This is a genomic window from Marinobacter sp. EN3, from assembly GCF_000475315.1.
Lineage (GTDB): Bacteria > Pseudomonadota > Gammaproteobacteria > Pseudomonadales > Oleiphilaceae > Marinobacter > Marinobacter nauticus.
This window is the reverse complement of record NZ_AXCC01000023.1, coordinates 1-24,230: the sequence shown is the minus strand read 5'-3', so window position 1 is coordinate 24,230 and position 24,230 is coordinate 1. Positions and strand designations below refer to the sequence as shown.

The window sequence follows — 24,230 nt, the reverse complement described above, 5'->3', positions numbered from 1 at the left end:
ATAAGTCAGGAATTCTTGATGGCCAGCATCGAGACAAAGTTGAAGCACTGGTACCACACCAGTACCTGGTCAAAGCCGGCGCGCTGCAATCGGTCCCGGTGGTCTGCCAGGGTTTCCGGGATCAGTACGTTCTCGATGGCGGCACGCTTCTGGCTGATTTCCAGGTCCGAATAGCCGTTGGCCCGCTTGAACTCGTGATGAAGACGGGTCTGGATAGCCTGTTCCGCGTCGGATTCAAATCGGATCTTCTCGGACAGAACCAGCACGCCGCCGGGCAGAGTAGCGTCGCCGATACGGGTCAGCAGGGCCAACCGCTGCTCGGGCGGCACGAACTGCAGCGTGAAGTTCAGGGTGGTGACTGAGGCATTGCTCAGTTCGGTGCTCAGGATGTCCTCGCAGCGCAGTATTACCGGCAGGTCGTGGTCATCCAGGGCGACATAATGCTCGCAGCGCTCAATCATCGCCTCGGAGTTGTCCACGCCCACCAGAGTGCAGTCCGGGTAGGGGATGCCATGGCGCATGGCCAGGGTGGACGCACCGAGCGAGCAGCCCAGGTCGTAACAATGTGAGCCCGGCTGAACGTACTGTTCCGTGATCACCTCAATCATCGGGATGATGGTGGTGTAGCCGGGTACAGAGCGACGAATCATGTCTGGAAACACCCGGGCGACGGACGCGTCAAAGCGGAAATCGTCCGGATTGCGCTCGGTGGCAAATAACCGGTCGGTCAGTTGCTCCGGGGGCGTGCGATTACTCATCGCCCACTCCGGCCTCGCGCTCATCGGGGCGAGGGGTAGCCAGATCTTTGTCGGTAGGAGACGGCCGTGCGCAGCGAACCCCACGGTTTTTGTAGTCGACCAGAATGCCCCGGAAAGAGGGATCGACATCGGCGGCAATGGCCAGGTAGCCATTCTCACAAACGGCATGCAGCTCCGAGGATTTGCGGGACATACGGAAGGTTTCGCCGGGTTTGACGTGAATGGCGGTAAATTCACCCACCGGAGCGTGGTCCTTGTTGTCGGAGTGATCAATCCGGCCAGACGCTTCCAGCACCAGTACCGTACCGACGATGGCGGCAACTCCGGTAACAATCAGGCTTTTGGCTGTGAAACGCCGTTCGTTATCGCTCATGGGTACCTCGTGTCAGAAAATCAGAATTGGCCCGGCACGCTGATAGCCGGTTCCTGTAGTGCGGCCAGCTGTTCCCGTAAGGACAGGATCTGGTCTGACCAGAACCGCGGCTGTGAAAACCAGGGGAAGAATCTCGGGAAGGCCGGATCTTCCCAGCGCCTTGCCAGCCACGCACAGTGGGCGACTTGCCTGTAGCATCGCAGGGGTTCAATCAGGTGGCGTTCGCGACGATTGAAATCCCGGAACATTTCATAACCTTCCAGCAATTCGCCAAGCTGGGCGCCCCGCTCGCTGGCGTCTCCGTTCAGTAGCAGCCACATGTCCTGTACCGCCGGGCCTGTGCGACAGTCGTCCAGATCCACAAACAGCATGGTTTCGTCCCGGCACAGAATGTTGCCGGCGTGACAATCACCGTGAATGCGCAAGGTGTCTACCGGGCCGGCTTCGGCTATCCGTTCACGGCAGTTGGCGATCAGGTCCGGAATCAGGGAATTCCAGGCCGGTCTGAGATCATCCGGAATCCAGTTACCTTCCACCAGCAGCTGGTTGTTCTGTTCCAGCCCCGCCAACAGATCAAACCCAGGTCTGTGCTCAAACGGTTTCAAGGCACCAATGTTGTGAATCTGCCCCAGCCACTGGCCCAGTCTATACAGGGTGTCGGTCACACTGGTATCCGGGGCCTGGCCGCCGCGTTGCGGAAATACCGCGAATCTGAAATCCCCGTACTGGCCGAGGGAATGCCCGCCCGGCAGCACCAAAGGGGCAACCACGGGCACCCCGGCCTCCTGCAGTGACAGGGTAAATTCGTGTTCTTCCAGAATCGCCGCATCTGGCCAGCGGCCTGGACGGTAGAATTTGGCAATTACCGGTGGCTTGTCTTCAATGCCGACCTGATAGACGCGGTTCTCATAGCTGTTCAGGGCAAACAGCCGGCCGTTGACCTCGAATCCCTGCGTCTCAATGGCATCCAGAATAACTTCCGGGGTGAGGGCATCGTAGGGATGCGAGGATGGGGTGATCGCCGGAGGTTCAGTCTGCATAGGGCTCAGAATGTGGTGTCGTATCGGGTTTTCATGGATTGCAAATGGTACCAGTTTTCGTCCAGCTCCCAGCGAATGCGGTTGACCCGACCCGTGGCCAGGACGAGATCCCCGGCTCTGGCCTGAACCTGGGCAAGCTCCCGTTCTGCTTTCTGCCAGTCGCGATGGGTGTCTGCCAGATGGCGCATGCCGGGGAATACGGCGGTCAGGGCCTTCTGGGTTGATACCGAGTGGGACCGAAGAGAACTGATGACGGCAGTATCTCCCTCAACCCTCAATACGCGGTGCTGGTACGGGTAACCGGCGACGACTCTGTCTTCCTTCAGTTGCGCGTTCAGGTGGGTCACTTCAAAGCCACGCCAGCCAATCCAGCCAACAAAAAGCGCGGCAACCACCATAACGGTAATAAACTGTTTTCTATCAGACATCGCCAGGCTCCATGCGTTCGTTCTGTCTTGGGGCAAGTATAACGGTTCTTGGCGGGCAGGTAATGCAACCAGCGTTGATCTGCGGTAATTTCCCTGCCAGAGAGCAGGGTAGAGGAATGCGGAGTGGCTCAGGAGCAGTTCAGTATACAGACCGTAGTAATCGGCGCCGGCGTAGTAGGACTTGCCATTGCGCGTGCGATGGCCCGTTCGGGGAGAGAGGTGCTGGTGCTGGAAGCCGGTGCCGCCATTGGTGAAGGCATATCCTCCCGCAACAGCGAAGTCATTCATGCCGGTATCTACTACCCGGAGCATTCCCTCAAGGCTCGATTTTGCGTGGAAGGCCGGCAGCAGCTTTATGAATATTGTGTCAGCCATAAGGTTATGCATCGAAAATGCGGGAAGTGGATCATTGCCAGTGACGCCGCGCAGGCCGAACGTCTTGTTGGCATTCAGGCGCAGGCGGGCCGAAACGGTGTGTCCCTGGCGTTATATGAGGGCACTGCGATGGCGTGCCAATTGCCCTCAATCCAGGCCACTGCCGGGCTCTGGTCTTCGCAAACCGGGATCGTAGACAGTCATGGCCTGATGCTGGCGCTGCAGGGTGATCTGGAAGACGCCGGTGGTCAGATTGCGTTGAACAGTCCGGTGGTGTCTGCCGAATCCGGTCCGGAGGGGCATGTTCTGAAGGTGGGTGGGACCGGAGATCTGTTGCTGAAGGCTCGGGAAGTGGTTAATGCTGCTGGACTTGGCGCCCCAGCACTTGCGGGGCTATGGTCGGGGTTGCCCGAGTGTGCGAGGCCGAAACAATGGTTGGCCCGGGGTGTTTATTTCAGCTTCAGTGGCCGCCATCCATTCAATACTCTGATCTATCCCATGCCCGAACCCGGTGGGCTTGGCATTCATCTGACTCTCGATCTGGCTGGTCAGGCCAGGTTTGGGCCGGATGTGGAATGGATTGACGAAGAAAACTATCGGGTCGATCCGCAGCGTGTTCGTGGATTTGCCGACAGTATCCGGCGCTGGTGGCCGTCCCTGGACGAGGCCCGTCTGCAGCCGGCTTATGCGGGCATTCGCCCTAAACTGGCGGGCCCGGATGGCGGCTTTGCCGATTTCCGCATCGATGGCCCTGAGAAACATGGTGTTGACGGCCTGGTCAATCTGTTCGGGATTGAGTCGCCCGGACTCACCTCGTGTCTGGCTATCGCCGGACACGTACTGACAGAACTCGCCAATTGATCAGCCGGGTGTACGCGCCAGTGCCCAGACCTGGATTTCCTTCGCTCCCGCTCTGGTGAGCACCGAGGCCAGCTCGCGAACGGTGGCTCCGGTAGTGACCACGTCATCAACAATGGCGATGTTTGCCGGCACCGGTCCGGTAACCTCAAACAGCCCCTGAAGATTGGCCAGTCGGCTTGTCCGGTTCAGTTTCCGTTGTGCGTGAACCCGTCGCGTTCGTCGCACCAGACGGGCGTTGACAGGCAGGTCCAGCCGCCTTCCCACCGCCTCGGCAATATCCTGGGCCTGATTGAAGCCCCGTTGCCAGCGCCGGGTCCAGTGCATGGGGGCGGGGATCAGAACCTGCGGCCGGCCCTCGGCTGCCAGATGATGCTCAATGTAGTCGGTAAAACCCGCCAGTAATGGTCGCGCGAATTTGTGCTGGCCGTGGTATTTGTAGCGGCCGATCATGCCATCAACCGGGAACTGGTAACGCCAGGGGATCAGCGAGCGGCTATAACGCGGTGGTGAAGCCAGGCATTCGCCGCAATGTCCATCCGGGGTTGGAAAGGGCAAGGGCAGAGCGCAGGTCAGACAGCACCAGCGGTTGGCGGGCAGGTCGTTCCGGCAGTCCTGGCAAAGGCCATCCTGGGCAGCGCCTGCGAGGCAGATGACGCAGCGTCCGGCGCGTCTTGAGCTGTTAACCTTAACCTTTGTCGAGGTTGACAGCGAGATCAGTCCGTTTATCATCGCGGTTTATCCGTAAACCAAAAATCCCGGAAAGGTTAACAGGACTCTCACATGACTGCCACCGCTACCCGTCACGACTGGACGCTTCAGGAAGCTCGCGAGCTTTTCAATCTTCCGTTCAATGATCTTCTGTTTCGCGCCCAGAGCATCCACCGGGAGCACTTTGACCCGAATGAGGTTCAGGTGAGCACGCTGCTCTCGATCAAGACCGGTGCCTGCCCTGAAGACTGCAAGTATTGCCCGCAGAGTGGTCATTACAACACCGGGCTTGAAAAGGAGAAGCTGCTGGAAATCGAGAAGGTGGTGGCTGAGGCCCGCGTTGCCAGAGAAAAAGGGGCATCCCGGTTCTGTATGGGTGCCGCCTGGCGTAGCCCGTCAAAGAAAGACATGCCCTACGTTCTGGATATGGTCCGCCAGGTGAAATCCCTGGGCCTGGAAACCTGTATGACACTGGGCATGCTCAAAGAAGAGGAAGCCAGGGAGTTGGCAGACGCTGGCCTGGATTACTACAACCACAACCTGGATACCTCCGAGAAATACTATAACCACATCATCACGACCCGTACCTACCAGGACCGCCTGGATACGCTCGACAATGTGCGCAAGGCCGGTATGAAGGTTTGTTGTGGCGGCATCATGGGTATGGGTGAGGATGAGGATGACCGCGTCGGTCTGCTGGTTCAGCTTGCCAATTTACCCCAGCACCCGGAGAGCGTGCCGGTGAACATGCTGGTGAAGGTGAAGGGGACGCCGCTGGAAGATGTGGAAGACCTGGACCCATTTGATTTCATTCGCATTATCGCCGTCGCCCGAATCATGATGCCGGCTTCCCATGTACGTTTGTCCGCGGGCCGTGAGCAGATGAATGAGCAGATGCAGGCACTCTGTTTCATGGCGGGAGCCAACTCCATTTTCTACGGTGAGAAACTGCTGACCACCTCGAACCCGGAGGCGGATGCGGACATGCAGTTGTTCCGCAAGCTGGGCATCCGGCCGGAGCAGCGGGAGCAGTGCGCGACCGAGGAGCAGGAGGAAGAGGCCATTGCCGAGGCGGTGGAATATGAGGCCACACGGCACATGTTTTACGACGCGACCCGGGAGTCTGCGTGATTCCGCATGCGTGACTTCGCCAAAGAGATAGAAGAACGAAAGCAGGCCGGGTTGTACAGAACCCGCCGCCTGATCGCCGGCCCCCAGCAGCCGACGCTGACGGCGGATGGCCGGTCGTTGCTGTCGTTCTGCAGTAACGACTATCTGGGCCTGGCCAGTCATGGCGAAAACATGCGGGCGCTGGAGCAGGCGCTGCCGGAGGTCGGCCTGGGCGGAGCTGCTTCGCATCTGGTTTGCGGCCACCACGAGACCCATCATCGCCTTGAGCAGAGGCTGGCAGCGTTCACTCGGCGGAGTTCGGCGCTGTTTTTTTCCACCGGGTACATGGCAAACATGGGTGTCATTTCCGCACTGGCGGGCCGTGGCGATACCATTTTCTCGGATCGACTGAATCACGCTTCGATCATTGACGGCTGCATTCTCAGCCGTGCCCGCGTGCGCCGCTATGCTCACGGTGATGTGGCCGCGTTGGAAGCCATGCTCTCAGCAACCTCCGGCCACAAACTGGTGGTTACCGATGGCGTGTTCAGCATGGACGGAGACATTGCGCCACTCACGGAACTGGCTCGCGTCTGTAAGGCTCACGATGCGCTTCTGGTGGTGGACGATGCCCATGGCATTGGTGTTCTCGGGCCACAGGGCCGGGGGAGCGTGCTGGAAGCCGGGTTGTGCCAGGAGGATGTGCCGGTGTTGATCGGTACTCTGGGCAAGGGCGTGGGAACCTCCGGGGCCTTTGTCGCTGGCTCTGACGTGTTGATTGACTACCTGGTACAGAAGGCCCGGACCTATATCTACACCACCGCCATGCCGCCGGCACTGGCCGCGGCAACCTGCGCCAGCCTGGATGCTGTTGAGAGCGGTGATGAGCGACGCGCTCATCTTGACGCGTTGATTCAGCAATTCAGGGTGGGTGCTCAGGATCTGGGTTATGAGCTGATGTCATCCCGAACGCCCATTCAGCCCATCATGATCGGAAATAATTGGACCGCGTTGGCGCTCAGCCGCGCACTGGAGGATGAGGGGCTGCTGGTAACGGCGATACGGCCGCCCACGGTGCCGGAGGGCGAGGCCCGCTTGCGGGTTACGCTCAGCGCCGCCCACACGGAAGCGGATGTTGACCGGTTGCTGCGGGCCCTGGCGAAGAGCCGTTCCATCCTGAGTGAGGCCGTGGCCCGGGAGCCAGTGCTATGACCATCTATACCCGAATAGAGCCAACGGCTCCTGTTGAGGGCGGAACCGGAACCAAGCAGTCGATTGCTCGCGGCTTCGGTGGCGCCAGTGCCACCTATGATGGTGCCTCCCGCCTACAGAAAATCATGGGCGACTCCATGCTTGCCGAGCTTGCCGACAGCACGGTGCCCGAATCGGTTCTTGATCTAGGCTGCGGAACCGGCTGGTTTAGCCGGAAGTTAGCGGAGCAATACCCGAACTCGGTGGTTACCGGCGCAGACCTTTCACCTGGCATGCTGGCAGAGGCTGCTAATCGTGGCCCGGGATCGATCCACTGGTTGCACGCCGATGCCGAACAACTTCCGCTGGCCGATAACAGCGTTGACCTTGTTTTCAGTAATCTGATGATTCAGTGGAGCGCCCGGCCGGAACTGATCCTTCGGGAGTGCCGCAGAATTCTCAGGCCTGGCGGACGACTGGCCATATCGACACTGCTAGACGGCACCTTGTCTGAATTGAAGCAGGCCTGGGCCGAGGCCGATCCGGGACAGGCGCACGTAAACCGGTTTGTTCCGGAAGCACAGTGGAAAGCGCTCGTGGAGACGGTTCTGTCAAACGCAAAACAGGTTACTGAAACCATCTCACTGCCGTACCAGTCACCAATGCACCTCAATCGTGAGTTGAAAGAACTCGGTGCGGTGTTTAAAGGCGAAGAGCGCCGGCGGACGGTGACAGCGCCGGGGCGTTTTCGGGCGATGTGTCGTGCCTATCCGACGCGAGCTGACAACGTCGTTGAGGCTGGGTACTGTGCGGCTTGGGCGTATTGGGTTGGTTAGTTGAGCTGTTCGTATTTAGTGGTTGGACTTCCTCTGAAACATTTGGGCGAGGGTGCCATTTCTCCTTCCAGGACTGTTGAGGGCCAAGGACGGCCCGAAACAAGCGCACATGGATGTGCTTGTAGCGTGTCCTGGAAGGAGAAGTGGCACCCTCGCTTGCGCCAAAAGTAGGAATATAAAGCATGGCGAAACATACTTTCTTCGTTACAGGCACCGACACCGGCGTCGGCAAAACCATTGTCTCCGCCGCCATTCTCGAGGTAGCCAAAGCCGCCGGCAAACGTACCCTGGCCATGAAGCCTATCGCTTCCGGCTGCGACCAGACACCTGAAGGCCTGAGAAACGAAGACGCCCTGATGTTGCAGGCCGCCATCACCGAAAAACTTCCGTACGACACCATCAACCCCATCGCCCTGGAACCAGCCATTGCCCCCCACGTAGCTGCCCAGCAGGCCGGAAAACAGGTCACCGCCCAGCGAATCGTCGGGTTTTGTCGTGGCATGCAGATCCGCCCCGCCGATCTTCTGCTGATCGAAGGCGCCGGTGGTTGGCGAGTACCACTCAATGATCGAGAAACCTACGCAGCGGTGCCGGGAGAGTTGAAACTGCCGGTGATACTGGTTGTGCCGCTGCAACTGGGGTGTATCAATCATGCCATGCTCAGCGCCGAAGCGATTCGCGCCGACGGACTGGTTGTTGCAGGCTGGGTAGGTAACCATCCCGAAGAACAGGTGATGAGTTGCGAACAGGATACCCTGAACTACCTGTCCACCCACCTCGGCGCCCCTTGCCTCGGTGTGCTTCCCTGGTTGGAAAATACCGATACCGCCGAGATGCCGGCGATCCTGTCTCGGTATCTGAATATCACACCACTGATTGAAAATTGACCAGAAATGTGAGTTAATCAGGTCAAAGGTTCGTCACAGGAATGGCTGCTCATGATCAACAACACACTTGCTATCGGGATTCAGGGTATCCAGGACGGCATGGTGGGCATGGAGAACGCGGCCCGGAAAATTGCCCGAGGTGGCGTTGACGGTCCTCAGGGCTCAGCGGAGGGCGCTGGAAATCTGGTGGAACCCATGATCGACCTGAAACTATACGAGCGCAGCGTCGAGGCCTCTGCTCAGGTCGTTAAAACCGCTGATGAAACGCTGGGTACCCTGCTGGATATTCGCGCCTGAGCCAGGTTTCTGTGAACGTATTCTCCTCAATCGCTCCCATCTTCTCCGGCTCTCCCACCGGTGCGTCCACGCCGTTCGCAGGCAGTGGCCGAACACCGGAGGCTTCCGGTGAAAAGCCTGCCAGTGGCGATACTTCATCAACCTCAAAATCGGTTGAGCAGTCTTCCGAAGGACGAAAATCCGACCAGTCTTCCGAATCACGCTCCGACGCGGGCGAGAATCCGCAAGGCCTGACCGATGAAGAGCTGAAGCAGCTGACTGACCTCAAAGCCCGGGACAGGGAAGTGCGTGCTCACGAGGCGGCGCATCAGGCTGCTGGTGGGCAGTACGCGGGTGCTATGTCGTTTACCTACCAGCGAGGGCCGGATGGCGCCCAGTATGCGGTAGGCGGTGAAGTTCCCATTGATGTTTCGCCGGTGGCGGGGGATCCTCAGGCCACCATTGAAAAAATGCGCGTGGTGCGGGCTGCTGCCATGGCGCCTGCCCAGCCCTCCGGTCAGGATCGCGCTGTTGCCGCCCAGGCCATGCAGACCATGTTGCAGGCACAGTCGGAGCTGGCGGCAGGTGAGGGCGAATCCCGGACGGCGGAAGCCTCTGCCCGTGTTGAGGGAAGCCAGGGTGATGCTCGCAGTGCCCGTTCCCGCGAGGCGGAAGAGAGCTACCGCAATGTCTCTGCCATGACAGGCGACTCCCGCTATTCCGAGTCTGTGACTTCCCTGTTCGCCTGATCGCTTCGTCTGGCCTTTCTCTTTGTCTTCCCGTTTTCTCCGGTCATTTCTGCCCTGAGAATTTGCTGATCGAACACAAAACCAACACAAATTTCAGTCAAAGCTATTGACAATTCTGTGCCTCAAAACGTATGTTTCAAACAAGTGTTTAATTAAGGCCGTGATGCGGTGCATCATGGTGTCTGAGCAAACCCGAGGCCATAAGCTGTAAACCCGTTTCAGCTGAGACCCAGAACCGAGGTGGATTCCATGCCTGAATACAAAGCGCCCCTGCGTGACATTAAATTCGTAATGAACGAGCTGCTGAACAGCGAGCAGCACTACGCCAATCTGGAAGGTGCCGAAGATGCAACTCCGGATATGGTTGATGCCATTATCCAGGAAGGTGCGAAATTCTGTGAGCAGGTACTGTCTCCGCTGAACCAGGTGGGTGACCAGGAGGGCTGTACCTGGAGCGAAGACGGCGTGAAAACCCCGACCGGCTTCAAAGAAGCGTACCAGCAGTACGTTGAAGGTGGCTGGCCGTCCATGACTGCCGATCCCAACTACGGTGGCCAGGGCCTGCCGCATTCCATTGGCCTGGTTATCAGCGAAATGGTTGGCACCTCCAACTGGTCCTGGGGTATGTACCCGGGCCTGAGCCACGGTGCCACCAACACGATCGAAGCCCACGGCACTGAAGAGCAGAAGCAGACCTACCTGACCAAGCTGATCAGCGGTGAGTGGACCGGTACCATGTGTCTGACCGAGCCGCATTGTGGTTCTGACCTGGGCACCCTGCGCACCAAGGCCGAGCCGAACGCTGACGGCAGCTACAGCATCACCGGTACCAAGATCTTCATCTCTGCCGGCGAGCACGACATGGCTGAGAACATCGTTCACATCGTACTGGCTCGTCTGCCGGGTGCTCCGGAAGGCACCAAGGGTATCTCCCTGTTTATCGTGCCCAAGCAGTTGCCGAACGAAGACGGTTCTGCCGGTGAGCGCAACGCGGTTTCCTGTGGCTCCCTGGAGCACAAGATGGGTATTCACGGTAACGCGACCTGTGTGATGAACTTCGACGGTGCCAAGGGCTGGCTGATCGGGCCGGAGAACAAAGGCCTGAACTGCATGTTCACGTTCATGAACACTGCCCGTATCGGTACTGCTATCCAGGGCCTGGGTTCTGCCGAGCTGGGCTTCCAGGGTTCCCTGGCCTACGCCAAGGAGCGTCTGGCTATGCGTTCCCTGAGCGGTCCGAAGAATCCGGACGGCATCGCTGACCCGATCATCGTGCACCCGGACGTACGCCGCATGCTGCTGACTCAGAAAGTTGTGGCCGAAGGCGCCCGTGCTCTGATCTACCTGGCTGGCCAGCAAGTGGACGTGGTTCACTCTGGCAAGACTGAGGAAGAGCGCAAGCACGCTGACGCGCTGCTGGGCTTCTTGACCCCGATCGCCAAGGCATTCCTGACCGAGATCGGTTACGAGTCTGCCAACCTGGGTATGCAGGTATTCGGTGGTCACGGCTTCATCACCGAGTGGGGCATGGAGCAGAACGTTCGTGATTCCCGCATCGGCATGATCTACGAGGGTACCACCGGTATCCAGGCGCTGGATCTGCTGGGCCGTAAGGTTCTGATGACCCAGGGTGAAGCTCTGAAAGTGTTCACCAAGCAGGTTCACGTCTTCTGCAAAGAGAACGCAGACAACGAGCAGCTGAAAGAATTCATCGAGCCGCTGGCTGCGATCAACAAGGAGTGGGGCGATCTGACCATGAAGGTTGGTATGACCGCCATGAAGAACCGCGAGGAAGTCGGTGCTGCTGCTGTGGACTACCTGATGTACTCCGGTTATGCGGTCTTCGCTTACCTGTGGGCCCGCATGGCCAAGGTAGCACTGGACAAGATGGCCGAAGGCACCTCTGAGGAGATGTTCTACAACGCCAAGGTTCAGTCTGCACGCTTCTACTTCAAGCGTCTGCTGCCGCGCACCCGGACTCACGCAGAAACCATGCTGGCCGGTGCAGACAGCCTGCTGGACATGCCGGAAGAAGCCTTCGCTATCTAAGGCGGGGTTGCTATCTGGTTGATGGCACAGAGAAAGCCCGTTCTCCCGCAGGAGGCGGGCTTTTTTCATGAGTTGCCGGCGTGTTTTGAGGTAGAATAGCGCGCCATAGAACAACAACCTTGTTTCGGACACATAGCCGAGCGGGTGGGCTCCGACCTCCAACAGAAGAGGCATCAACACCGCCCCCCAAGTGACTGACTGAATTTCTGGAGAGTTTTACATGGCTGATTATCAGGCACCCCTTCGTGACATGCGTTTCGTTCTGAACGAAGTGTTTGACGCACCCTCCCTGTGGGCGTCACTGCCAAAGATTGCAGAAAACGTAGATCCCGACACCGCTGACGCCATCCTTGAAGAAGCGGGCAAGATCACCAGCGGCGTGCTGGCTCCCCTGAACCGCGAAGCCGACGAACAGGGCTGTAAGTGGAACGAAGGCGAAGTTTCCACGCCGGAAGGGTTCAAAGAAGCCTACCAGACCATCGTGGAAGGTGGATGGAACGGTTTGGGTGGTAACCCGGACTTCGGTGGCATGGGTATGCCCAAGACGCTGGTGGCCCAGTTTGAAGAAATGATGCAGGGCGCCAACATGGCCTTCGGTCTGGCTCCGATGCTGACCGCCGGCGCCTGCCTGGCCCTGGATGCCCACGGCAGCCAGGAGCTGAAAGAAAAGTACCTGCCGAACATGTACTCCGGCGTCTGGTCTGGTGCGATGGACCTGACTGAGCCTCACGCCGGAACCGATCTGGGTATTATCCGGACCAAAGCTGAACCGAACGACGACGGCTCCTTCAACATCACCGGCACCAAGATTTTCATCACTTGGGGCGAGCATGACATGGCGGAGAATATTATCCACCTGGTGCTGGCCAAACTGCCGGACGCGCCGAAAGGCCCGAAGGGTATTTCCCTGTTCCTGGTGCCCAAGTTCATGGTGAACGACGACGGTTCCCTGGGCGAGCGTAACCAGTTCAGCTGTGGTTCCATCGAGAAGAAGATGGGTATCAAAGGCTCCGCCACCTGCGTGATGAACTTTGATGGTGCCAAAGGCTGGCTGGTTGGTGAAGAAAACAAAGGCCTGGCCGCCATGTTCACCATGATGAACTATGAGCGCCTGGGTGTGGGCATCCAGGGCATTGGTGCCGCCGAAGCGTCCCTGCAGAGCGCCCGCGAATACGCCAACGAGCGTATCCAGAGCCGCGCGCCGACCGGTGCCCAGCAGCCTGAAAAGGCCGCTGACCCGATTCTGGTGCACCCGGACGTGCGCCGCATGCTGATGACCATGAAGAGCTACGTAGAGGGTGGTCGTGCCTTCTCTACCTACGTCGCCCAGTGGCTGGATATCTCCAAGTACTCCGACAACGACGAACAGCGCAAGCATGCCGAAGGCATGGTTGCCCTGCTGACGCCGGTCGCCAAGGCCTTCCTGACCGATCGTGGTCTGGACACCACCATCATCGGCCAGCAGGTCTTTGGTGGCCACGGTTTCATCCGCGAGTGGGGCCAAGAGCAGCTGGTACGTGACTGCCGCATCACCCAGATCTATGAGGGTACCAATGGCATCCAGGCCATGGACCTGATGGGTCGTAAAGTGGTGGGCAGCCAGGGCAAACTGTACGAACTGTTCGCCCAGGACGTTGCCGCCTTCATCGAAGCCAACAGCAGCGACGAAGCTTTGCGCCCCTACCTTGAGCCGCTGGCGGCCTCCCTGGAGCGCCTGTCAGACGTCACCGAACACGTGGTGAACCAGGCGGCTAACAATCCGGAAGCCATTGGTGCCGCTGCTGTCGATTATCTCGACATGTTCGGCTACACCGCTCTGGCGTATATGTGGGCCAAAGTGGTCAAAGCTGCTGCTCCGAAAGCCGAGAGCGATACCTCTGGCTTCTATACCGGCAAGGTCAAGACTGCTCGCTTCTACTTCGACCGCCTGTTGCCAAAGACCGTGTCTCTGGCCGAAGGCATTCGCAGTGGCAGCGAGGCCATGATGGCGCCGGCAGCTAACGAAATCTGATCTGATTTCTGAAGCAGAAATGAAAAAAGCAGGCCTTGATGGCCTGCTTTTTTATGGATGCTATTTACTCAGGTTTGGGCCAGGAGGTGGGGTAGAGCTTTCCGAAACCTTGTGGAGCCAGGGATGGCGGAACAGAGCGTACATGGAAGTATTCACAGCGTGTTTCGGAAAGCTCTACCCCACCTCCTGGCTTGCGTCAATCTATAGACGTTCTATCAGCCCCGGATTCACCACAAACGGATTCTCATTGCCCTGAATTTCGGCAATTCGCTTATGCCGGCTCAACTCCCGGTCATCCGGGGGATCCAGTTTGCTCCAGCCTTTGAACACCGGCGTGGCCCCCAGCCAGGGCAGGCCATAAGTATCCACCATATAGGCCATGGTGCGGGCAACGTCGCCTTTAACCCGCTCTGGCGGTTCAAAGAACTGGGCGCTTTCACGAATCCCGCAATCATCGGCGCCCGTGGTCTCGCCAAGATTCTCATACCGGGCGTTACGCCGCCGCATTTCAACGCGGGTTCGTACCGGTACCATGTTATGAAGATCAGACGTAATTTGCCGATAGCGATTGTCCTGGCGGCACTGGGAGGTTGTTCCGCAGTCCAGGGCAGTGCGAATGTCGGCAAGTGGATAAACGTAGCCATCGGTCATGACAAAGCCCTTACCAGTGAAGGGAGTATCACAGAAGAACGACGAGCCGCCGTCGGCATACAGGTTGCTCCAGAATTCATTATCAATGACCGTTTGCGGGTCACTGAAACGGGTATTCTGGCCCACGACCATGCCGGCGGTAAGTGAGAAAGTCAGGGTGACGGAGAGTGCGATTATTTTTTTCATATGACCGTTATACCTCACAGCACGTGTCATACGCCGTGGCCAGCCAGACGACTGGTTGGTGGCAAAATGAACAGTTCGACGAAATTATGACGAACTGTTCAGTCTTTACTGTGAAGTATGGCACAGAGGCAGTGAGACAAAAGCCCCTGTTTACGGAGAGATGTGTTTATTTGTTAACCAGTTAACGCTTTATTTCAGTTTGTTACGGATGTTCTGGTAACCGGTTTTCAGATCCTCTCCCAGCTTGCGAGCAGTTTCCCTCGCCTCATTGCTGGCATTCTCGGCATCATGGAAAATCTGATCCAGCTTTGACCGGAACCGATCCCAATCCTGCTCCAGATCGTCCCATTCGTCTTTTACATCTTCCCTTGCAAGGTGCAACTGAACGCGCGCCTCGTCACGATATTGCTTGATCTTGTCGGACAGCTTGTTGAAATCGTCTTGCAGACTCATGGTATTTCTCCTTCCCTGATGAGTTGGGAGTTCTACAATGCGCCCGAACGTGAAAAAGTGTCAAGTCCCTGAGCGGGCCGGCGTTATCCCGCTTTGATTCAGATCAGCTGGCCCGCTTGCCGGCCAGAATAAGGGAGAGATCCCGCAGGTGATGCCAGGGGGAAAGATCATCGAAACCTTTGGCGGCCCGATCAATCAGACTACAAAGGTTGATTGCCTGGTGTAACTCGGCCAGTGAAAGTCTTCGAGCCGCTTGCTGGACGGCGGACGAACGCTTTGGCTGGAAAACGCCGCGCTTTTTCAGAAAGCCCGCGGGGTTTTCTCCACCGGGCAAGGCGGTTTTAAGCTCAACAATAAGATGAAGGTCACGAGCGAGCACAGTGAGTAGTCCAAGAGGATTTTCGCCCTCCTGCTCCAGCACCCCGATCATGCGGCAGGCATGAACCGCCTTTCCGGATAGCAGTTCCGTGACCAGTTCAAAGCCGTTGAACCTGGCACTATCCTGTACGGCCTGTTCCACCGTCTCTTCATCGATGGTTTTGCCGTTGGTGAGCAGCGTCAGACGGTCCAGCTCCTGGCTGGCGGCCAGCAGATTGCCCTCCAGGCGCTCTGCAAGAATACCGAGTGCTCCACGGGTCAGGCTGAGGCCTTTTGCGGTGGCCCGTTGCTGCAACCATCCTGGAAACTTGTCTCCCTCGACCGGCCAGAGCGGAACGTGCACGCCATGGCCCTGAAGTTCCTTGTACCATTTGCGCTTGGTTTCGGCGGCATCCAGTCTGGCGCTGATCAGCAATAGAATGACGTCTTCCGGCGGGGATTGCAGTACCTGCTCCAGAACCCGGCGGCCATCGCCAAGTTTGCCGGTGGGCAGATGAATCTCAATGCGACGTTTTTCAGCGAACAGGGACAGGGCGTTGCATTCGTCAGCAACCGTATTCCAGTCGAACTGATTGTCTGCGTGAAACGTGAGCCGGTCCAGATAGCCAGCTTCACGGGCGGCGGCGCGGATCTGGTCACAGCATTCCTGAACCAGCAGGGGTTCATCGCCGGAGATCAGGTAAACCGAAGCCAGGCCTTTCTTCAGAAGTTGCGGGAGTTGGCCGGGCTGGGTTTTCATGGTGATTCAGGCTCCTCACCATCGGCGGTGTGTTCCTGAACCAGGGCATCAATTCGTTGTCGGGACATAGGCGCCAGCCGGAAGATCACCTGCTGGGCAAGGCGATCGCCCAATTGTTGCCGCAATTCGTCTTCCTCGCGCTGTTTGGCGAGTACATTGGTCTCGTCGTAGCGGTAGGTTTCACTGGCGTTCAGGTCGGTGGTGGCAATCAGCGGGATCTGGTCTTTGGTCACCAGCTCCATGGCGACCGTGTGGCGCAGAATGTACTCAGCCGCCGCTGCCTGTGCGGTAATGGCTGAAGCCCGGCGGTCCTGGCGGTAGTCCGACAGGCGCAGCAGGTAGTCTGCCTGGCCCGGATTCCGCAGCTCGATGCCACCGAGCTCCAGCTGCTCACGCAGAGACTGGCAGAACTGTCCGGGCAGGGAGGACGGGCAGTCAATAGCCAGGGGTTGCAGGGCAGCCGGAACCGGGGAGCTGCCCCGTAACTGAAAGCCACAGCCGGTCAGGGTGAGCAGCGAGGCAAGCAGTGCCAGAAGGCCCAGCTTTTTCAGTTCAGGGACAGGGCAGGGCATCTTAGTTAGCCACCACGTTCACGAGTTTACCTGGCACAACGATCACTTTTCGTACGGTCTTGCCGTCGGTGAAACGCATGACGTTTTCGTTCTCCAGGGCAAGCTTCTCCAGATCTGTCTTGCCAATATCCGCCGGTACGTTCTCCTTGGCCCGGACCTTGCCGTTCACCTGCAGAACCACCTCGATTTCGCTACGAACCATCGCGCTTTCGTCGGCAACCGGCCAGGAGGCGTCGACCACCGTGTCGGAGTGGCCGAGGGCCTGCCACAGGTTGTGACAGATGTGCGGCACAATGGGGGAAAGCACCAGCACGGCGGTATCCAGGGCTTCCTGACGCACCGCGCGGGTTTGCGGCTCGTCATCGCTGAGCCTGCCCACTTCGTTGAGCAGTTCCATGACAGCCGCGATGGCGGTATTGAAGGTCAGGCGGCGGCTGATGTCATCGCTGACTTTGGCGATGGTTTCGTGGGTCTTGCGGCGCAGGTCTTTCTGAGCACCATTGAGGCTGGCAGGATCAACCGCCGGAGCTTCGCCACTGGCGGTATGCTCATTGACCATCCGCCACAGTCGTTTGAGGAAGCGATGGGCGCCCTCAACGCCGCTGTCGGACCACTCCAGCGACTGCTCAGGTGGTGCCGCAAACATCATGAACAACCGCACAGTGTCGGCACCGTGCTGATCGATGATGGCCTGGGGATCGATGCCGTTGTTCTTGGATTTGGACATTTTGGTAACGCCACCGATTTCCACAGGCTCGCCGTCCGATTTCAGCACCGCTCGCACTACCTGGCCCTTGCCATCGCGCTCAACCGTCACATCGGCCGGGTTGTACCAGGTTTTCCCGCCATTTGCTTCATTGCGGTAGTAGGTCTCGGCCAGAACCATGCCCTGGGTCAGCAGGCGCTTGAATGGCTCGGAACTGTTCACCAGACCAACGTCGCGCAGCAGCTTGTGGAAGAACCGGGCATACAGCAGGTGCAGAATCGCGTGCTCGATGCCGCCGATGTACTGGTCGACTGGCAGCCAGTAATTGGCGGCAGCCGGGTCCAGCATGCCCTTGTCGTAGTTCGGGCTGCAGAAACGGGCGTAATACCAGGAGGACTCCATGAAGGTATCGAAGGTATCGGTTTCCAGGGTGGCTGGCTGGCCGTTGTATTCGGTCTTGCACCACTCCAGGTCGGCCTTGATCGGCGACTGGACGCCGTCCATTTCAACGTCTTCGGGCAGACGAACCGGTAGCTGGTCATCCGGCACCGGCATCTCGGTGCCGTCCTCCAGCGTCATCATCGGGATGGGCGCACCCCAGTAGCGCTGCCGGGACACACCCCAGTCACGCAGACGGTAGTTCACGGTACGTTTGCCAATGCCCTGGGCTTCAAGGTAATCCGCGATTTCCTCAAACGCCTCTTCGCTGGTCAGGCCGCTGTATTTGCCGGAGGACACCAGAACGCCTTTCTCTGTGAAGGCCTGCTCCTGGATATCGATATCGCGGCTGTCGTTCGGTGCAATCACCTGTTTGATGGGCAGCTTGTACTTGACGGCAAACTCGTGATCCCGCTCATCATGGCCAGGAACCGCCATCAGGGCTCCGGTGCCGTAGTCCGTGAGTACAAAGTTGGCGACCCAGACCGGGATTTCTTCCTGGGTCAGCGGGTGAATGGCCTTGAAGCCGGTATCTATACCTTTCTTTTCCATGGTCGCCAGCTCGGCTTCGGCCACCTTGCTGTTACGGCACTGGTCGACAAACTCGGCCACATCGCGGTGGCGCTCGGCCGCCGCCTTGGCCAGAGGGTGCTCAGCGGCGACTGCCATGTAGCTGACGCCCATCAGCGTGTCCGGGCGGGTGGTGTAAACCGTCAGACCACCTTCCTGCTCTTTCAGCGGGAAGGTCAGCTCGGTCCCTACCGATTTGCCGATCCAGTTGCGCTGCATGGTCTTGACCTGCTCGGGCCAGCCCTCCATGTCTTCCAGATCGTTCAGCAGTTCTTCCGCGTAGTCGGTAATGCGGATGAACCACTGCGGAATCTTTTTCTGCTCGACCAGGGCACCGGAGCGCCAGCCCCGACCGTCAACCACCTGCTCGTTGGCCAGTACGGTCTGGTCAACCGGGTCCCAGTTCACGGTGGACATCTTCTTGTACACCAGGCCTTTCTCGTAGAGGCGGGCGAAGAACCACTGTTCCCAGCGGTAGTATTCCGGGTCGCAGGTGGCCAGTTCGCGGCTCCAGTCGTAGCCAAACCCCAGCTGCTTGAGCTGGTTCTTCATGTAATCAATGTTGGAGCGAGTCCACTTGGCCGGTGCAGACTTGTTGGCAATCGCGGCATTTTCGGCAGGCAGGCCGAAAGCGTCCCAGCCCATAGGCTGCATTACATTCTTGCCCTGCATACGCTGGTAGCGGGAAATCACGTCGCCGATGGTGTAGTTGCGGACGTGGCCCATATGCAGCTTGCCGCTGGGGTAGGGGAACATGGACAGGCAGTAGTACTTGGGCTTGCCCGGCTCTTCCTTGACCTTGAAGGTCTCGTTGGTTTCCCAGAAAGTGCGGGCGGTCTGTTCTACTTCACGTGGGTTGTATTGTTCGTCCATTCCTGCCATTGCCAAAAGTACCCTGTGTGAAAAGGATGTTCGAGAAAAGGCCGAACATTCTAACGCACACGCGGCTTAACAGGTAGTCTGCCAATTCTGCGGGTTTGTGCCAGACTGAGAGTATGGTGAAAGGTGCAGAATAAGGAGCCCAAATGAGCGAGCCAGAACGCAGTCACCTCTCCGGAAAAGCCCTTGAGGTCTACGACCGGATGCTTGAGCGGGTGCAGACACGCCTGCATGTGCTACAGGAAACGTCGTTGCAGACGCTGGAGGAAGAAGTTCAGAAAGCGATAGAAGTGGAATACGAGGTCGAGGAAATGACCCGGGAAGAAGCGGATCTGCTCGGGGCGTATCTTCAGCGGGATCTGGAGCACCTGTTGCATTTCGTGGAGGAGACCGGGGAAGGCCTGGGAGAATGGCTGCAACTGGATATCGCGTTACTGGAACACACCCTGGCAGACCGGCTTCTCTCGGTGGCCGATCAGACCCTGGTTGATACTCTGGAACTGAAGCAGAAGCTGGAGAATCAGGACGTCAGTCACTATATCTCCGGTGAAGTGGCCACGGCGGGTATGTTCCGGTGCATGAACTGCAGCCACATGCTTTGTCTGACCAAGACCAGCCACCTGCATCCCTGCGAGGCCTGCGGCTCCCATTACTTTGAGCGGGTAACCAGCCGCTGGCCACCGAAAGAAAGCTGAAGCCATCGCCTTGAGTCTGCAAGCCATTCGCGCCGCAGACTCAGGGCGCTCAGTTTTTCGGGATTACCCGCTCGCGAATGAACACAATCAGGATGATCGCCAACGTCAGCACCGGCCAGGATCCTGTTTGCATATAGGGTGTGCTCCCGGTTGCCGTAAATACCTCACCGGTCAGTACCGCGCGCTCGAACTGTGGGATGCGCTCGGTAATCTCGCCCTTGTGATTGATGATCGCAGTGACACCGTTGTTGGTGCCCCGCAGCATGTAGCGGCCGGTCTCCAGGGCTCTCATGCGGGCAATCTGCAGATGTTGTAGCGGGCCGATGGAATCACCGAACCAGCCGTCGTTACTGATCGTCAGCAGCAGATCGGTGTTGCGGGCATTAAACGCCACGAAATCGGGGTAGGCCACTTCATAGCAGATGTAAGGGGTGATTTTCATGCCATTGGCGACCAGCGGCGCTTGCTGCTCTGGCCCAGGCGTGAAGCTACTCATGGGCAGGTCAAAGAAACCGATCAGCCCCCGCAGCAGACCCTGAAGTGGCACATATTCGCCAAAGGGCACCAGCTTCTGTTTGTGGTACATGCCCTCGCCATTGCCGATGGCCATAATGCTGTTGTGGAAGGTGTAGTCTTCAATTCGGCCGCTGTAGCCATACCAGGGGATGCCGGTGATCAGCGTGCTGTTTTCTCCTAACTGTTCCCGGATATGATCAATGACCTTGCCAGCCTGGTCTTGCGGAATGGGGATGGCTGTTTCTGGCCAGAGGATCAGGTCGGTTTGCCAGTGCGCTTCGGTCATGCCCAGATAAGCCACAATCTGATCGCGCAGGAAATCAGGATCCCACTTGATCTGTTGCGGTATGTTGCCCTGCATCGCCGCAAAGCTGACGGGCTCTTCGCTGAGCTCGGTCCAGTCAGCTTTGTTCATGGCCGGGGCGATCAGCCAGGGCAGCAGAGCTGCTACCAGAACGGCGCCAGCAGTGACCTTCCTGTCAAGTTTGAACAGCCACCAGGCGCCGTAAGCAGCCACTGCGGTAACGGTGATCCAGAAGGTAATGCCATGCACGCCAGTCAGTGGCGCCAGCCCGGCCAGGGGGCCGTCGGTATGGGCGGTGCCCAGATACAGCCATGGAAAACCAGTCAGCAGCCAGCCACGCAACCAGTCGCCCAGTACCCAGATGGCAGGGAACAGCAAGAGTCGGCGTGGTGCGCTGTCTTTGGCGAGTTTGCCCCAGAACCAGAAGGCCAGCCCATGGAACAGGGCCAGCCCGGCAATAAACAGGACCATGAGTACAATGGCCAGAGGTGCCGAAGTATTGCCGTGCTCGCTGATGCTGACGTAAATCCAGCTGGCACCGGAGGCGAACAGACCAAGCCCGGCCAGCCAGCCGGAGCGGAACAGCTTGTCCGGCGCCTGGTGTACGGTGACCAGCAGGATCAGAAACACCGACAAGGGCCCCAGCCACCACAGATAGAATGGCGAGAAGGTCAGTGTTTGCAGAGCGCCGGCAATCACAAGGATTGCGGCGCCCAGCCATTTTCGGGTGCTGAACGGGAGTTTCAGTGGCGGGTGCTGTGGATCATGACTCACTGCGGGTTACCTGCAACAGACGGATGACTCGGTTATCGGCGTTGGCAATAGTAAACTGCAAGCCGCCGAATTCAACCGTTTCGCCCCGTCTGGGCAGGTGTCCAAATTCTTTCAGTACCAGGCCGCCAATGGTATCGAACTCTTCTTCATCCATGTCTGTCTCGAAGAATTCGTTGAAATCATCGATGGGCGTCACGGCCTTCACCGCAAAGGTCCCGTCGCCCCGGGCCTTGATATGGGTCTCCTCATCGAAGTCATGTTCGTCTTCGATTTCACCGACGATCTGTTCCAGCACGTCTTCGATGGTGATAAGGCCAGCGGTTCCGCCGTACTCATCCACCACAATCGCCATGTGATTACGATTTTCCTTGAACTCCTTGAGCAGCTGGTTCAAACGCTTGCTTTCGGGAACAAAGGTGGGCGGCCGCAGGATTTCGCGGATGCGGTTCCAGTTCAGATCGTTGTTGAGGGCAAGAGGAAGCAGGTCTTTCGCCAGCAGTACCCCGATGACGTCATCCTGGCTCTCGCCGATGACCGGAAAGCGGCTATGGGCGGAAGACATAATCTCGGGCAGGAACTCTTTGGGTTCCTGAGATGCCTTTACGGTGATCATCTGGGAGCGGGGGATCATGATCTCGTCCACTCGCATGTCGATCACCTGCATGGCGCCTTCAATGATGCTCATGGAGTCAGCATCAATAATGCTCTGGGATTCAGCATCCCGCAGGATTTCCAGCACGTCCTCTACGGACTCAGGCCCGCTGGAAAAGGCCTGTGATATACGCTCCAGCCAGGACTTGTTGCCCTGACTGCGACTCGACTGATCGTCGCTCATGAGTCTGGTTCCGTTTCCTCTGCTTCGTAAGGGTTAGCAAATCCGAGCTGCGCCAGCAGCCGGATCTCGAGGGCTTCCATGACCTCGGCTTCATTATCTTCAATATGATCGTAGCCCTGGAGATGCAGCATACCGTGCACCACCATATGGGCCCAGTGGGCGACAGCGTCTTTGCTCTGCTCCCGCGCTTCCTGTTCAACAACTGGCGCGCAAATCACGAGATCTCCGGCCAATGGCACCGTTATACCCGCTGGTGCTTCAAATGGGAAGGACAAAACATTGGTAGGCTTGTCCTTGTCCCGGTACTGGTGATTCAGCTCACGGCTTTCGTCGTTATCGACAATACGGATGGTAACTTCGGTTGGATTCTCATCCTGCCACGCCGCCTCTGCCCAGGCTTCAAACAACGCCTCGGTAGGTACGCCCGTGCCGTCAAAGGCCATCTGAAGGTCCACAGTTACCTTGCTCATTGGCCTGTGGCACTCCCGTCGTTGAAAGAATCGTAGGCTTCAACAATGCGTTGAACCAGGGGGTGACGCACCACATCCTTGGCGTCGAAACGGGTAAAGCCAATACCCGGGACCTTGCTCAACACGCTGGCGGCATGAATCAGCCCGGAATTCTGTCCGCGGGGCAGGTCCACCTGGGTGGTATCGCCGGTAATGACCGCGGTAGAGCCAAAGCCTATCCGGGTCAGGAACATCTTCATCTGCTCCCGGGTGGTATTCTGGCTTTCGTCCAGAATAATAAACGAGTTGTTCAGGGTGCGGCCGCGCATGAATGCCAGGGGTGCAATCTCGATCACGCTTTTCTCGATCAGGCGGGTGACCTGATCGAATCCCAGCATTTCGTATAGTGCGTCGTAGAGCGGGCGCAGGTACGGGTCCACCTTCTGGGCCAGATCGCCAGGCAAAAAGCCCAGCTTCTCGCCGGCCTCCACCGCCGGCCGAACCAGCAGAATACGCTTCACCTGCTCGTCTTTCAGAGCCTCGACAGCACAAGCCACTGCCAACCACGTCTTACCGGTACCCGCGGGCCCGATGCCGAAGTTGATGTCGTGGGTGCGAATGTTATGCACATACTTCTGCTGATTCCGGCCACGGGGTTTGGCGGTCAGCTTCGGTGTCTTGATAACAGTGACCTGGCCTTCATCGTAAGGCACATCATCCGGCAGCCGTTCCAGGCCGGTTTCGCGGATGAACAGGTGCACGGTATCGGGCGGTATGTCATCACTGGCCTCGGTTTCCCGGTACAGATGCCGGATAACCTCAGTTGCCGCCGCTACGTTTTCAGTGCTGCCTTCCACCCGAAAGTGATGCCCGCGCCGGCCAACTCTCACTTGCAGGCGCTGCTCGATCATTTTCAGGTGTTCATCAAACTGTCCGCACAAGGTTGCCAGGCGGCGCTGGTCCACCGGGTGCAGGTCAAATTGTCTGGTATCGTGAGTGTTCAATCTTGCTCCGTTTCGTTGGACTCCCCTGGTTGGGAGTCAGCATTTCTATGGGTGGAGTATGGCCGATGCGTGGTTATGCTTCCACAGACACGCTACAAGCACATCCCTGTGCGCTTGTTTCGGGCCGTCCCTGGCCCTCAACAGTCTGTGGAAGCCGTACCGCACACCGGCCTACCGGAATATGTGCAGGTCCGCGACTCGAAAAACAAGTATGTGTTTATCTGGGGCTTGATTTCGCGTTAACAAGCGTCTTCGCAAACCGGGAGACAACAGGTATTTTTCAGCATGCCATCGTGCGGTCAGATGGAGGTGGGCTGGAAGGGCCTCCCAAAAATGTCGGAGGCCATGGATGGCCGGAGAGAAGCGCACAGGGATGTGCTTGTAGCGGTTTTTGGGAGACCACCCCCACCCCTGAGCGTCTAGCGAGCT

The 24,230-nt window shown here is 58.2% G+C and carries 24 protein-coding genes; 10 read left to right on the top strand and 14 right to left on the bottom strand.

Annotation, left to right across the window (positions count from 1 at the left end):
* Positions 1 to 5: 5 nt before the first annotated feature.
* Genes cmoA through Q675_RS27475 form a run of 4 tightly spaced genes read right to left on the bottom strand, consistent with a single transcriptional unit; the run spans position 6 to position 2,599 of the window.
* The gene (gene cmoA / locus Q675_RS27490) at positions 6 to 758 is read right to left on the bottom strand and encodes a carboxy-S-adenosyl-L-methionine synthase CmoA (protein WP_023011128.1); all 753 of its coding nucleotides are present in this window, start codon (positions 756 to 758) and stop codon (positions 6 to 8) included.
* Positions 751 to 1,131 carry a hypothetical protein gene (locus Q675_RS27485; RefSeq protein WP_023011127.1) on the bottom strand — a complete coding sequence of 127 codons (381 nt, stop codon included), beginning with the start codon at positions 1,129 to 1,131 and terminating at the stop codon, positions 751 to 753. Before Q675_RS27485 ends, cmoA begins: the two co-directional genes overlap by 8 nt.
* Positions 1,132 to 1,151: 20 nt before the next feature.
* Entirely contained in the window at positions 1,152 to 2,171 is a 1,020-nt protein-coding gene (locus Q675_RS27480; RefSeq protein WP_023011126.1) for a serine/threonine protein kinase, read from the bottom strand.
* 5 nt (positions 2,172 to 2,176) lie between these two features.
* A complete protein-coding gene (locus tag Q675_RS27475; RefSeq protein ID WP_022991410.1) occupies positions 2,177 to 2,599 on the bottom strand; it encodes a hypothetical protein in 423 nt (140 codons plus the stop codon).
* A 123-nt stretch (positions 2,600 to 2,722) separates the two neighbouring features.
* Between Q675_RS27475 and Q675_RS27470 the strand changes: the two genes are divergently transcribed.
* Positions 2,723 to 3,835, top strand: a complete 1,113-nt coding sequence (locus Q675_RS27470; RefSeq protein WP_023011125.1) for an NAD(P)/FAD-dependent oxidoreductase — start codon at positions 2,723 to 2,725, stop codon at positions 3,833 to 3,835.
* Here the strand turns inward: Q675_RS27470 and Q675_RS0119145 are convergent, their stop codons facing one another.
* Positions 3,836 to 4,564, bottom strand: a complete 729-nt coding sequence (locus Q675_RS0119145; protein ID WP_031210194.1) for a ComF family protein — start codon at positions 4,562 to 4,564, stop codon at positions 3,836 to 3,838.
* A gap of 51 nt (positions 4,565 to 4,615) precedes the next feature.
* Between Q675_RS0119145 and bioB the strand changes: the two genes are divergently transcribed.
* From bioB to Q675_RS27430, 8 genes are all read left to right on the top strand, one after another.
* A complete protein-coding gene (gene bioB, locus Q675_RS27465) occupies positions 4,616 to 5,674 on the top strand; it encodes a biotin synthase BioB (RefSeq protein ID WP_014422142.1) in 1,059 nt (352 codons plus the stop codon).
* A gap of 6 nt (positions 5,675 to 5,680) precedes the next feature.
* Entirely contained in the window at positions 5,681 to 6,865 is a 1,185-nt protein-coding gene (gene bioF / locus Q675_RS27460; protein WP_023011124.1) for an 8-amino-7-oxononanoate synthase, read from the top strand.
* A complete protein-coding gene (gene bioC / locus Q675_RS27455; protein WP_023011123.1) occupies positions 6,862 to 7,680 on the top strand; it encodes a malonyl-ACP O-methyltransferase BioC in 819 nt (272 codons plus the stop codon). The genes bioF and bioC overlap by 4 nt, the downstream gene beginning before the upstream one ends.
* Before the next feature lie 182 nt (positions 7,681 to 7,862).
* Positions 7,863 to 8,567 (top strand): dethiobiotin synthase, encoded by a 705-nt coding sequence (gene bioD / locus Q675_RS27450; RefSeq protein ID WP_023011122.1) that lies wholly within the window; start codon positions 7,863 to 7,865, stop codon positions 8,565 to 8,567.
* A 51-nt stretch (positions 8,568 to 8,618) separates the two neighbouring features.
* The gene (locus Q675_RS27445; protein ID WP_011786197.1) at positions 8,619 to 8,864 is read left to right on the top strand and encodes a flagellar basal body rod C-terminal domain-containing protein; all 246 of its coding nucleotides are present in this window, start codon (positions 8,619 to 8,621) and stop codon (positions 8,862 to 8,864) included.
* An 11-nt stretch (positions 8,865 to 8,875) separates the two neighbouring features.
* The gene (locus Q675_RS27440; protein WP_023011121.1) at positions 8,876 to 9,592 is read left to right on the top strand and encodes a putative metalloprotease CJM1_0395 family protein; all 717 of its coding nucleotides are present in this window, start codon (positions 8,876 to 8,878) and stop codon (positions 9,590 to 9,592) included.
* A gap of 249 nt (positions 9,593 to 9,841) precedes the next feature.
* Positions 9,842 to 11,641 (top strand): acyl-CoA dehydrogenase C-terminal domain-containing protein, encoded by a 1,800-nt coding sequence (locus tag Q675_RS27435; RefSeq protein ID WP_014422136.1) that lies wholly within the window; start codon positions 9,842 to 9,844, stop codon positions 11,639 to 11,641.
* 220 nt (positions 11,642 to 11,861) lie between these two features.
* Positions 11,862 to 13,652 (top strand): acyl-CoA dehydrogenase C-terminal domain-containing protein, encoded by a 1,791-nt coding sequence (locus Q675_RS27430; RefSeq protein ID WP_023011120.1) that lies wholly within the window; start codon positions 11,862 to 11,864, stop codon positions 13,650 to 13,652.
* A 201-nt stretch (positions 13,653 to 13,853) separates the two neighbouring features.
* Here the strand turns inward: Q675_RS27430 and Q675_RS27425 are convergent, their stop codons facing one another.
* The 5 genes from Q675_RS27425 to leuS all read right to left on the bottom strand — a co-directional run bounded on the left by Q675_RS27425 (position 13,854) and on the right by leuS (position 19,218).
* Complete coding sequence (locus Q675_RS27425) at positions 13,854 to 14,489, bottom strand: endonuclease (protein ID WP_022991403.1); 636 nt, start codon at positions 14,487 to 14,489, stop codon at positions 13,854 to 13,856.
* A gap of 189 nt (positions 14,490 to 14,678) precedes the next feature.
* Positions 14,679 to 14,942 (bottom strand): hypothetical protein, encoded by a 264-nt coding sequence (locus tag Q675_RS27420; protein WP_014422133.1) that lies wholly within the window; start codon positions 14,940 to 14,942, stop codon positions 14,679 to 14,681.
* Positions 14,943 to 15,045: 103 nt separating this feature from the next.
* On the bottom strand, positions 15,046 to 16,059 hold the full coding sequence (holA, locus tag Q675_RS27415; protein WP_022991402.1) for a DNA polymerase III subunit delta: 1,014 nt from the start codon (positions 16,057 to 16,059) through the stop codon (positions 15,046 to 15,048).
* Positions 16,056 to 16,631: an LPS assembly lipoprotein LptE gene (gene lptE / locus Q675_RS27410; protein WP_022991401.1), complete on the bottom strand. Its 576-nt coding sequence runs from the start codon at positions 16,629 to 16,631 to the stop codon at positions 16,056 to 16,058. Before lptE ends, holA begins: the two co-directional genes overlap by 4 nt.
* Position 16,632: 1 nt before the next feature.
* A complete protein-coding gene (leuS, locus tag Q675_RS27405) occupies positions 16,633 to 19,218 on the bottom strand; it encodes a leucine--tRNA ligase (protein WP_031211310.1) in 2,586 nt (861 codons plus the stop codon).
* 152 nt (positions 19,219 to 19,370) lie between these two features.
* Between leuS and Q675_RS27400 the strand changes: the two genes are divergently transcribed.
* Complete coding sequence (locus Q675_RS27400) at positions 19,371 to 19,919, top strand: zinc ribbon-containing protein (protein ID WP_023011118.1); 549 nt, start codon at positions 19,371 to 19,373, stop codon at positions 19,917 to 19,919.
* Positions 19,920 to 19,968: 49 nt separating this feature from the next.
* Here the strand turns inward: Q675_RS27400 and lnt are convergent, their stop codons facing one another.
* Genes lnt through Q675_RS27380 form a run of 4 tightly spaced genes read right to left on the bottom strand, consistent with a single transcriptional unit; the run spans position 19,969 to position 23,801 of the window.
* The gene (lnt, locus tag Q675_RS27395; RefSeq protein ID WP_023011117.1) at positions 19,969 to 21,513 is read right to left on the bottom strand and encodes an apolipoprotein N-acyltransferase; all 1,545 of its coding nucleotides are present in this window, start codon (positions 21,511 to 21,513) and stop codon (positions 19,969 to 19,971) included.
* Positions 21,503 to 22,348, bottom strand: coding sequence for an HlyC/CorC family transporter (locus Q675_RS27390; RefSeq protein ID WP_011786186.1), 846 nt, complete (start codon positions 22,346 to 22,348; stop codon positions 21,503 to 21,505). Before Q675_RS27390 ends, lnt begins: the two co-directional genes overlap by 11 nt.
* A complete protein-coding gene (ybeY, locus tag Q675_RS27385; protein WP_023009083.1) occupies positions 22,345 to 22,818 on the bottom strand; it encodes an rRNA maturation RNase YbeY in 474 nt (157 codons plus the stop codon). The genes Q675_RS27390 and ybeY overlap by 4 nt, the downstream gene beginning before the upstream one ends.
* The gene (locus tag Q675_RS27380) at positions 22,815 to 23,801 is read right to left on the bottom strand and encodes a PhoH family protein (RefSeq protein WP_023011116.1); all 987 of its coding nucleotides are present in this window, start codon (positions 23,799 to 23,801) and stop codon (positions 22,815 to 22,817) included. The genes ybeY and Q675_RS27380 overlap by 4 nt, the downstream gene beginning before the upstream one ends.
* Positions 23,802 to 24,230 lie beyond the last annotated feature (429 nt).

Coding starts and splice junctions, on each gene's coding strand:
- cmoA (WP_023011128.1), bottom strand. CDS start 758: ATGAGTAATCGCACGCCCCCGGAGCAACTGACCGACCGGTTATTTGCC.
- Q675_RS27485 (WP_023011127.1), bottom strand. CDS start 1,131: ATGAGCGATAACGAACGGCGTTTCACAGCCAAAAGCCTGATTGTTACC.
- Q675_RS27480 (WP_023011126.1), bottom strand. CDS start 2,171: ATGCAGACTGAACCTCCGGCGATCACCCCATCCTCGCATCCCTACGAT.
- Q675_RS27475 (WP_022991410.1), bottom strand. CDS start 2,599: ATGTCTGATAGAAAACAGTTTATTACCGTTATGGTGGTTGCCGCGCTT.
- Q675_RS0119145 (WP_031210194.1), bottom strand. CDS start 4,564: ATGATAAACGGACTGATCTCGCTGTCAACCTCGACAAAGGTTAAGGTT.
- bioB (WP_014422142.1), top strand. CDS start 4,616: ATGACTGCCACCGCTACCCGTCACGACTGGACGCTTCAGGAAGCTCGC.
- bioF (WP_023011124.1), top strand. CDS start 5,681: ATGCGTGACTTCGCCAAAGAGATAGAAGAACGAAAGCAGGCCGGGTTG.
- bioC (WP_023011123.1), top strand. CDS start 6,862: ATGACCATCTATACCCGAATAGAGCCAACGGCTCCTGTTGAGGGCGGA.
- bioD (WP_023011122.1), top strand. CDS start 7,863: ATGGCGAAACATACTTTCTTCGTTACAGGCACCGACACCGGCGTCGGC.
- Q675_RS27445 (WP_011786197.1), top strand. CDS start 8,619: ATGATCAACAACACACTTGCTATCGGGATTCAGGGTATCCAGGACGGC.
- Q675_RS27435 (WP_014422136.1), top strand. CDS start 9,842: ATGCCTGAATACAAAGCGCCCCTGCGTGACATTAAATTCGTAATGAAC.
- Q675_RS27430 (WP_023011120.1), top strand. CDS start 11,862: ATGGCTGATTATCAGGCACCCCTTCGTGACATGCGTTTCGTTCTGAAC.
- Q675_RS27425 (WP_022991403.1), bottom strand. CDS start 14,489: ATGAAAAAAATAATCGCACTCTCCGTCACCCTGACTTTCTCACTTACC.
- Q675_RS27420 (WP_014422133.1), bottom strand. CDS start 14,942: ATGAGTCTGCAAGACGATTTCAACAAGCTGTCCGACAAGATCAAGCAA.
- holA (WP_022991402.1), bottom strand. CDS start 16,059: ATGAAAACCCAGCCCGGCCAACTCCCGCAACTTCTGAAGAAAGGCCTG.
- lptE (WP_022991401.1), bottom strand. CDS start 16,631: ATGCCCTGCCCTGTCCCTGAACTGAAAAAGCTGGGCCTTCTGGCACTG.
- leuS (WP_031211310.1), bottom strand. CDS start 19,218: ATGGACGAACAATACAACCCACGTGAAGTAGAACAGACCGCCCGCACT.
- Q675_RS27400 (WP_023011118.1), top strand. CDS start 19,371: ATGAGCGAGCCAGAACGCAGTCACCTCTCCGGAAAAGCCCTTGAGGTC.
- Q675_RS27390 (WP_011786186.1), bottom strand. CDS start 22,348: ATGAGCGACGATCAGTCGAGTCGCAGTCAGGGCAACAAGTCCTGGCTG.
- ybeY (WP_023009083.1), bottom strand. CDS start 22,818: ATGAGCAAGGTAACTGTGGACCTTCAGATGGCCTTTGACGGCACGGGC.